General features: G+C 65.5%; 9 protein-coding genes. 8 read left to right on the top strand and 1 reads right to left on the bottom strand.

What is annotated here, in order from left to right:
- Nucleotides 1-10: 10 nt before the first annotated feature.
- The gene (locus A8G08_RS21300; protein ID WP_425394588.1) at nucleotides 11-586 is read right to left on the bottom strand and encodes an AraC family transcriptional regulator; all 576 of its coding nucleotides are present in this window, start codon (nucleotides 584-586) and stop codon (nucleotides 11-13) included.
- 361 nt (nucleotides 587-947) lie between these two features.
- Between A8G08_RS21300 and A8G08_RS21295 the strand changes: the two genes are divergently transcribed.
- The 8 genes from A8G08_RS21295 (at nucleotide 948) to A8G08_RS21260 (ending at nucleotide 9,135) form a co-directional block, all read left to right on the top strand.
- Entirely contained in the window at nucleotides 948-1,922 is a 975-nt protein-coding gene (locus A8G08_RS21295; protein ID WP_068278583.1) for a quinone oxidoreductase family protein, read from the top strand.
- Between the two features lie 28 nt (nucleotides 1,923-1,950).
- Nucleotides 1,951-2,844, top strand: a complete 894-nt coding sequence (locus A8G08_RS21290) for a TauD/TfdA dioxygenase family protein (protein WP_068278581.1) — start codon at nucleotides 1,951-1,953, stop codon at nucleotides 2,842-2,844.
- Between the two features lie 49 nt (nucleotides 2,845-2,893).
- Nucleotides 2,894-3,946: a beta-keto acid cleavage family enzyme gene (locus tag A8G08_RS21285; protein ID WP_068278579.1), complete on the top strand. Its 1,053-nt coding sequence runs from the start codon at nucleotides 2,894-2,896 to the stop codon at nucleotides 3,944-3,946.
- Nucleotides 3,947-4,109: 163 nt separating this feature from the next.
- The gene (locus tag A8G08_RS21280; protein ID WP_068278604.1) at nucleotides 4,110-5,408 is read left to right on the top strand and encodes an MFS transporter; all 1,299 of its coding nucleotides are present in this window, start codon (nucleotides 4,110-4,112) and stop codon (nucleotides 5,406-5,408) included.
- Between the two features lie 50 nt (nucleotides 5,409-5,458).
- A complete protein-coding gene (locus tag A8G08_RS21275; RefSeq protein ID WP_068278578.1) occupies nucleotides 5,459-6,052 on the top strand; it encodes an RBBP9/YdeN family alpha/beta hydrolase in 594 nt (197 codons plus the stop codon).
- Nucleotides 6,049-6,813 carry a CoA transferase subunit A gene (locus tag A8G08_RS21270; protein ID WP_068278576.1) on the top strand — a complete coding sequence of 255 codons (765 nt, stop codon included), beginning with the start codon at nucleotides 6,049-6,051 and terminating at the stop codon, nucleotides 6,811-6,813. The genes A8G08_RS21275 and A8G08_RS21270 overlap by 4 nt, the downstream gene beginning before the upstream one ends.
- A 1-nt stretch (nucleotide 6,814) precedes the next feature.
- Entirely contained in the window at nucleotides 6,815-7,471 is a 657-nt protein-coding gene (locus A8G08_RS21265) for a 3-oxoacid CoA-transferase subunit B (RefSeq protein ID WP_068278573.1), read from the top strand.
- A gap of 62 nt (nucleotides 7,472-7,533) precedes the next feature.
- On the top strand, nucleotides 7,534-9,135 hold the full coding sequence (locus tag A8G08_RS21260; protein ID WP_068278571.1) for a long-chain-fatty-acid--CoA ligase: 1,602 nt from the start codon (nucleotides 7,534-7,536) through the stop codon (nucleotides 9,133-9,135).
- Nucleotides 9,136-9,220: the final 85 nt, after the last annotated feature.

Genomic DNA, 9,220 nt, shown 5'->3' with positions numbered 1-9,220 from the left:
ATGCCTCGACTTATTTGCTGCGCGTACGTGCGCANCGAGGGGGTCCGACATCGCGGTTGGGTGCGTCGAGGTCGGTGGTGTACATGAGGATTCCGTCGAAGTCCTGGTCGAAGCTGACATGGGTGCTGAACATCCGATGATGGGTGGTGACGTCGTGGGGTGCCGAGTGGGCGAAGCGGACTTCCAGCGGGTGCCATGTGGGTTCGAGGAATCCACGCAGGAGTCCGTGCCAGATCCCGACGGCCAGTTCGATCGATTGCCGTGTTTCCCCCGGCCCGCCGAGGTCGAGGCTCGGGCGGATGGTGGCGATGGCGGCGTGTTCGGTGACTCGGGTGTGCAGCGCTTCGTTGTACATGTGCTCGTAACGGGTCATCGTCCGGATCGCGCTGCGGACGTCGGGTTCCTCGCGGACGACCAAGCTGAGCGGACCGAGATTGGCCAGGCGGCGACGTTCGGCCAGGCGTAGGCCGATGTCCTCACGCCCGGAGCTGATCGCGCACTGTTCGAGTAGATCGGCGACTGCGGCGGCGGGAACCCAACGGTCCTGCACGCTCAACCCGGCGGGGTCCAGTCCGCTCGCGCGCATCATCGCGGCCGGATCCAGGCCGAGCGAGCGGCCGAGTTCGATGAATCCGTGTACTGACGCATAGCGGGCGAGTGGTTTCACAGACGTCTTCCAATGTCCCGAGATGAACAGTATGTCGTCCCCGCAGGATAAGCATAGGCCAGTGACCGCAATTACAGTGGGTCGCATCACATTGATGGTGATCAGTGGTTAGGGACACGCGATCGGTGAGCGCACCCGGTTCGCCCTTCCGCTGAAAGCACACGATCGATGGTTAGCAGTGTGTATGCCGCAGCACGCCGCGGCATATTTGTACGCCCATTCATCGAGAACAACTGTCGATCGCACCGGAGATCCCGGTGGACCGAATAGGAGATTTGTTGTGGCACAAGCTGTTCGCTTCTACGAGACCGGTGGCCCGGACGTTCTGCGCTGGGAGGACGTCGAGGTAGGCGATCCGGGGCTCGGTGAAGTGCGCGTGCGGCACGAGGCCGTCGGACTGAATTTCGCCGATACCTACTTCCGTACGGGCCTGTACCCCGCGCCGCTGCCCGCGGGCATGGGTGTCGAGGCGGCCGGCGTGATCGAGGCGGTCGGCCCGGGCGTCGACGGCTTCAAGGCGGGGGATCGGGTCACCTACACCGGTAGCCCGCTCGGCGCGTACAGCACCGAACGCGTGATGCCGGCCGAGCACCTGATCGCCTTGCCGGACGGGATCGACTTCGACACCGCTGCATCGATGACGATGCGTGGACTGACTTCGGCCTACCTGCTTCGCCGCATCGCTCCGCTGCGCGAGGGCGACACCGTCCTGCTGCACGCCGCTGCCGGTGGCGTCGGGTCGATCTTCACCCAGTGGGCAAAGCTGTTGGGTATCAACGTGATCGGTACCGTCTCCACGGAGGAGAAGGCCGAAATCGCCCGCGCCAACGGCTGCGATCACGTGGTGATCTACACCCGCGAGGATGTCGCCGCACGCGTGCGTGAGATTACCGATGGCAAGGGCGTCCCGGTGGTGTACGACAGCATCGGAAAGACGACGTTCGATACGTCGCTGGATTCGCTTGCGCGCCGCGGAATGCTGGTGTGCTTCGGCACCGCGTCTGGACCGACTCCGCTGATCAATGCCATGCAACTGGCGATCAAGGGCTCGCTGTACGTGACCCGCCCCGCGCTCGCCGACTACATCGCCGATCCCGCGGAGCGAGCCGAGCTCGCCGATGAGCTCTTCTCGCATGTCGCCGCCGGTCGCATCCGGATCGAGATCAACCAGAGCTACAAGCTTTCCGATGCGGCGCAGGCCCACCGTGACCTGGAATCGGGCCGGAGCGTCGGCTCGTCGGTCTTCACTCTCTGATTTTCGTCGCCACCGCTGGAGGACAACCGTGACAACCTTTGCCCCATACCAAGATTCGGTGATCCGCGGCGCGATCACCGCACAGCCGCTCACCTGCTCGATCGGTGCGGAACTGATCGATGTCGACCTCGCGCAGATCGCACACGACGATGCACTGTTCGCCGAGTTGCGCGCCCTGCTACTCGAATACAAGGTGCTGTTCGTGCGCGACCAGGACATCAGTCGCGCCGATCACGTCGCGCTGGCGGAGCGGTTCGGCCCGCTGGAAGACCACCCGGTCCTGGGCAGCGACCCGGAGAACCCCGGACTCGTGCGCATCTACAAGGACCTCGACAGCCCTCCCGAGCACTACGAGAACGCCTTTCACTGCGATGCCACCTGGCGGGTCAACCCGCCGATGGGTTCGGTCCTGCGGTGCGTGGAGACTCCGCCGGTCGGCGGGGACACCATCTGGGTGAACATGGGCGAGGCGTATCGGCGTCTGCCCGAGCGGGTGAAGGATCAGATCGCGGGACTGCGTGCGCGGCACAGCATCGAAGCCAGTTTCGGCGCGGCGATGCCATACGAACGGCGTCGCGAGCTCGCGCATCGTTTTCCCGACGCCGAGCACCCCGTGGTCCGCACGCACCCCGAGACGGGCGAGCAGATTCTGTTCGTCAACTCCTTCACCACCCACCTGGTGAATTACCACACGCCGCAGAACGTGCGGTTCGGCGCGGACTACGCACCGGGTGCGGCCGAGTTGCTGCATTACCTGATGCGGCAGGCCACCATCCCGGAATTCCAGGTGCGCTGGCGGTGGACGAAGAACAGCTTCGCCATCTGGGACAACCGGTCCACCCAGCATTACGCCGTTCAGGACTACTGGCCTGCAGTCCGAAAGATGGAGCGCGCCGGGATCGTCGGCGACGCAACCTTCTGACGGTCATTCACCCACCTCTTCTAGATCCAATTCAGATCGGAGCATTCCCATGCATTTCCACGACGATTCGTTTTTCCCGGAGAACCAGGAAAAGCTGGTCATCACCGTCGCCCCTTACGGCCCGGAATGGGAACTGGACGATTTCCGCGAGGACCTGCCCCTGACCATGGACGAGCACGTCCAGGCCGCGGTGGACTGCTACGAGGCCGGCGCGACCGTGCTGCACATCCACGTGCGTGAACTCGACGGCAAGGGCTCGAAGCGACTGTCGAAGTTCAACGAGCTGCTCGGCCGCCTGCGTGAGGCCGTGCCGGAGATGATCCTGCAGGTCGGCGGTTCCATCTCCTTCGCGCCGGAAGGCGATGGCGCGGACGCGAAGTGGCTCTCCGATGACGCCCGGCACATGCTCGCGGAACTGGATCCGAAGCCGGACCAGGTGACCATCGCGATCAACACCAGCCAGATGAACATCGTCGAGCTGATGACCGAGAGCGACATCGCCGGCACCTCGTTCATGCGTCCGGAGGTGTACGACGCCTACCGCGAGATGGTCGTTCCGGCCGGCCCCGAGTGGGTCGAGGAGCACCTGAAGCGACTGCAGGCCAAGGGGATTCAGGCGCACTTCCAGCTGTCCAGCATCCCGCAGCTCGAGACCGTCGAGCGACTGATCCGTCGCGGGGTATACACCGGACCGCTCAACCTCACCTGGGTCGGCATCGGCGGCGGCTTCGACGGGCCGAACCCGTACAACATCATGAACTTCGTTCAGCGCGTGCCGGACGGCGCCGGGCTGACGCTCGAGACCCTGATGCGTAGCACCCTGCCGGTCAACACCATGGCCATCGCTATGGGCCTGCACGCCCGCTGCGGCAACGAGGACACCCTCTGGGGCCGCAAGGGCGAGAAGATGACCTCGGTGGAGCAGGTCAAGCAGCTCGTGCGCATCGCAGGCGAACTCGGCCGCGAGGTTGCGACCGGCAAGGAAGCGCGCGAGATCTACAAGCTGGACGAGTGGTACGCCGACGCCGACGAGACCTTGGCGAAGCTCGGCTACGCGCCCAACCGCCGTCCCGGCCAGGTCGGTTTCACTCAGCACGCCTGAGTGTCCGACGACGGGCGGGGGTACCCCTCCCCCCGCCGTCCCCTGGACGTAGCCGAGAGGTGAACGTCTTTCGAACTCCCCAGCCCCGACACCCTCTCGACGCATCCGATCTGTAGGAGCATCAATGTCGTTGCAAATGACCATCACCCGGGCGGACGAACACATGGACGCCGCCCCGGTCCAGGCGGACGGAAACTCCCAACGCAGTCGCCGGTACCCGTGGGTCGTCTTCGCCTTGGCGTTCGGTCTGCTGCTGGCCGATTACATGTCCCGGCAGGTGCTCAGCGCCGTCTTTCCCTTCCTGAAAGAGGACTGGGCGCTGTCTGATTCGCAGTTGGCGTCGCTCACCAGCGTCGTCGCGCTCATGGTCGGTGTACTCACCCTCCCGCTGTCGATCCTGGCCGACAGGTGGGGCCGCGTGAAGAGCCTGGTGCTGATGGCGGTGCTGTGGAGCCTGGCGACCCTGCTGTGCGCCATCGCGGCGAGTTACGAGCAGATGCTGGCCGCTCGCTTCCTGGTCGGCGTGGGCGAAGCTGCCTACGGCAGCGTCGGAATCGCCGTCGTGATCAGTGTTTTCGCACCCCGGCTGCACGCCGCGTTGAGTGGCGCGTTCATGGCCGGCGGATCGTTCGGATCGGTTCTCGGTGTCGGCCTTGGTGGCGTCATCGCAACGCACTTCGGATGGCGTTCGTCGTTTGCCGTCATGGCGATCTTCGGTCTGGTGCTTGCGGCACTGTTCAGCTTCATCGTGAGTGAGGCAAAGCTTCGCCGGAACGCTGCCGACCAGCACACCGAAACCGGCCCGCATGTCGAAGGTTTCCGCGCGCCCGTTTCGACGCTCTTCACCAACCCCGCCGTTGTGTGCGCCTACATCGGTAGTGCCCTGCAGATCTTCACGGCCGCCGTGCTGCTGTCGTGGTTGCCGAGCTTCTTCAACCGCGCCTACGGTCTGGCCCCGGACCGGGCGGCCGGCGTTGCCGCAGTGTTCGTGCTGCTCATCGGTGCCGGGATGGTCGTCTGCGGCATGATCACCGACCGCGTCGGGCGCGTCGATATGTCCCGGAAGTGGTCCGCAGCGATCGCGTTCTGTTGCATCTCGCTGGTGTGCCTGGTTGCCGGGTTCAGCCTCGGAAACGGTCCGCTGCAGTTGCTGCTGATCGGTATCGGCGCATTCTTCTCCGGCGGTTCCTCCGGACCGACTGCGGCCATGGTCGCAAACCTGACCCATCAGTCGGTGCGGGCATCCGCGTTCGGCACGTTGACGCTGGCCAACAGCCTGCTCGGGCTCGCTCTCGGTCCGTTCGTCGTCGGCGTCCTCGCCGATCACATCGGGTTGGTGTCCGCACTGAAGCTGGCGCCCCTGGCCTACCTGGGTGCGATCGCAGCACTGCTGCTCGGCAAGCGTGTCTACCCCGCAGGGATCCGGAAGCTCGCCACCGTCGCCCCGCAGCCCGCGAACTGAACACCTAGCACCGCAGCGCGAACCGACCGCGAAAGGAACCAGTGCACACCATGTCTGACACCGTCGAACCCACCATCGTGATCGTGCCGGGATTGCGCGACCATGTCGCCGACCACTGGCAGACCCTGCTGGCCGAGCGCCTGGACAAGGTCCGCACGGTCCCGCCGCTCGAGTGCGACAAGCTCAGCCTCGCTGCCCGCATTGCCGCACTCGATGCGGTGATCGCGGATATCGACGGTCCGGTTGTACTGGTCGCCCACAGCGCCGGTGTCATGATCACGGTGCACTGGGCGCAGCAGACACGGCGACCCGTGCGTGGGGCGCTGCTGGCGGCGCCGGCCGACGTGGAAACACCGATGCCGAGCGGCTATCCGACTCTTGCAGAACTGGACGCGAACGGCTGGAACCCGATTCCCCGTGGTCGACTGCCGTTCCCGGGCATCGTGGCTGCCTCCACCACCGACCCGCTCGCGTCGTTCCGGCGAGTGGCGGGGATGGCCGAGGGCTGGGGCAGCCGCCTCGTGGATGTGGGCGACGTCGGGCACCTCAATCCGGCAGCCGGCTACGGCGAGTGGCCGCGCGCGGAGGAGCTGCTCAACGAGTTGCTCGCCGCCACCGCGCCCGACCTGGCGGCAGTCCGGTGAGCAAGCTCTGCTCCTCGGCCGCGGACGCTGTCGCTGATGTGGTCTCGGGGTCGAGCCTGGCTGTCGGTGGGTTCGGAGTATGCGGTATCCCCGACGCGCTGATCGAGGCGTTGGCCGACCGCGACATCACCGACCTCGAGGTCATCTCGAACAACTGCGGCATTGAAGGTGTTGGCCTGGGGATTCTGCTGAACAACAAGCAGATTCGACGGGTTGTTGCCTCCTACGTCGGGGAGAATGCTGAGTTCGCCCGGCAGTATCTGGGCGGAGAGATCGAAGTCGAGCTCACGCCGCAGGGCACCCTCGCCGAGAAGCTGCGTGCGGGCGGAGCCGGTATCCCGGCGTTCTTCATCCCCGCCGGTGTCGGTACTCCCGTCGCCGAGGGCGGCCTGCCCTGGCGGTACGCGGCCAACGGTTCGGTCGCTGTGGCCTCGCCGGCCAAGGAGGTGCGCACCTTCGGCGGCACGTGGGGCGACCGCCGCTACGTGCTCGAGGAAGCGATCACGGCCGACTACGCCCTGGTGCACGCCCTCATCGGCGATACCGACGGCAACCTGGTGTTCGACAAGTCGGCCCGCAACTTCAATCCGCTTGCCGCCACGGCCGGACGCATCTGCGTCGCGCAGGTGGAAGAACTCGTCCCTTCGGGGGAGATCGACCCGGGCGCCGTCCACCTGCCGGGCATCTTCGTCGACCGCATCGTGCACACCGGCCGGCAGACCAAGCACATCGAGAAGCGCACTATCGCCCAGGAGAGCTGATATGAATACTGCGACAACGGTTCTCGGATGGTCCCGCTCCGCCATGGCCGCCCGCGCCGCGCGTGAACTGCGGTCCGGCGAGTATGTGAACCTCGGTATCGGTCTGCCGACCCTCATTCCCAACTACCTGCCCGAGGGCGTGCACGTCACCCTGCACTCCGAGAACGGCATCCTCGGCACCGGTCCCTACCCGGATGCGGCCGACGTCGATGCCGATCTGATCAATGCCGGGAAGGAAACCGTCACGGTGTTGGCAGGGGCGTCGTTCTTCGACTCCGCAACCAGCTTCGGCATGATCCGCGGCGGCCATATCGACACTGCTGTCCTTGGCGGAATGCAGGTCTCTGCCACCGGCGATCTGGCCAACTGGATGGTTCCGGGGCACATGGTCAAAGGCATGGGTGGGGCGATGGATCTGGTGCACGGCGCACGACGGGTCATCGTTCTGATGGAGCACACCGACAAGAACGGTGCGCCGAAAATCGTCTCCCGCTGCACGCTTCCGCTCACCGGCGAGCGGGTTGTGCATCGCATCATCACCAATCTGGCCGTCATCGACGTCACCCCAGCCGGGCTGGCGTTGCGTGAATGCGCGCCCGGAGTCACCGAGGCCGAGGTCCAGGCGGCAACCGCTGCGCCGCTGATCGTCGCCGGCTGATTCAGCCGAGCATCCCTCAACGCCGGTGCGATATCGGCTCGGACAATCCCGAAAGGTCAATCGTGTTCAATCTCGCTGTTCTGCTGGAGGATTCGGCGCGCCGGCTTCCGGGCAACGATGCGATCGTGCTCGGCGCCGAGCGCCAGAGCTACGCCGAACTCGACGCCCGGGCCAATCAGGTAGCGAACATGCTCACCGCACGCGGCGTGCAGCCCGGCGACAAGGTGGCGCTGTCGTGCCCGAACGTGCCGGAGTTCGTCTATGCGTACTACGGCATTCTCAAGGCAGGCGCGGTCGTCGTTCCGCTCAATATTCAGCTGCGGTCGAGCGAAATCGCCTACCACCTCGACGATTCCGATGCGAGTGTGTACGTCTGCTACGAGGGCACCGACGAGCTCCCGATGGGGGAGTTCGGCCACGAGGGGTTCGTGGCGGCGCCAGGGTGCCGGGACATGGTTCTGATCACCGACGATAAGCGAACCCGCGCACCGTACGCCGGGGTCGACACCCTGTCACAGGCCGTGGCTGGAGCACCGAGCACTTTCGACACCATTCCTCGCAATCCCGATGACACCGCGGTCATCCTGTACTCCAGCGGTACCACCGATCGCCCCAAGGGTGCCGAACTCACCCACGCCAACATGGTGATGAACGCGCATGCTGCGAATCGGCTGTTCGACAACCGTTCCGACCGCCATGACACCCACCTGGTGAGCCTGCCGCTGTTCCATTCATTCGGCCAGACCATCAACATGAACGCCGGTCTCTCGGTCGGTGCCACCCTGGTGCTCCTGCCACGCTTCGATGCGGTTACGGCACTGCGGACGTTCGAAGACGAGGGCATCACGTTCTTCGCCGGAATGCCGACCAGCTACTGGGGACTGCTGAACGTGCTCGACGACACCGTCGACATCGACCGGATCGCCGGCACACTCCGCAAGGCCGTTTCCGGCGGCACAGCGCTTCCCGTTGAGATGCTGTCGCGGTTCAAGGAGCGTTTCGGGGTTCAGATCCTGGAAGGCTATGGACTGTCGGAGACCTCCCCGCTGGCGATCTTCGCCGATCCCGGCCGCGAGCCGCGGCCCGGATCCATCGGAATTCCGGTGTGGGGCATCGAGGCTCGCCTGATCGACCACGAGTGGAACACGGTCAGCGCGGTCGGGGAGGTCGGCGAGATCGCGCTGCGCGGGCACAACGTCATGAAGGGCTACTACAACCGAGCCGCCGCGACCGCCGAGGTCATGCGCGACGGATGGGTCCGCACCGGCGACCTCGCTCGCCGGGACGTGGACGGGTTCTATTACATCGTCGACCGGGCCACGGACATGATCGTGCGGGGCGGGTTCAACGTGTACCCCCGCGAGATCGAGGAAGTGCTGCTCGCCCATCCGGCGGTATCGCTGGCCGCGGTCATCGGAGTTCCCGACTCGCTCTACGGCGAGGAGATCAAGGCTTTCGTCGTGCGGGAGCGGGAAACAGCCGCCACCGAGGACGATCTCATCGCCTGGTGCCGGGCCCTGATGCCGTCCTACAAATACCCGCGCGACATCGAATTCGCCACGGCACTGCCGATGACCGCCAGCGGCAAGATCCTGAAACGCGAACTCGCCACGCGAGCCGAGCTCGCGACGACAGGTGGCGGGATCACAGTCTCCGGTAGCTGATCGAGCGCCGGCACCGGGGTGCTCCGAGCCCCCGGCAGAACGAACGCGGCCGCCCGGGTGGTGGCCGGATTTCAACCAATGAGAA

This window comes from Aldersonia kunmingensis (assembly GCF_001646865.1).
GTDB classification, from domain to species: domain Bacteria; phylum Actinomycetota; class Actinomycetes; order Mycobacteriales; family Mycobacteriaceae; genus Aldersonia; species Aldersonia kunmingensis.
The sequence above is the reverse complement of the archived record's forward strand: the minus strand, read 5'-3'. Positions and strand labels throughout refer to the sequence as shown.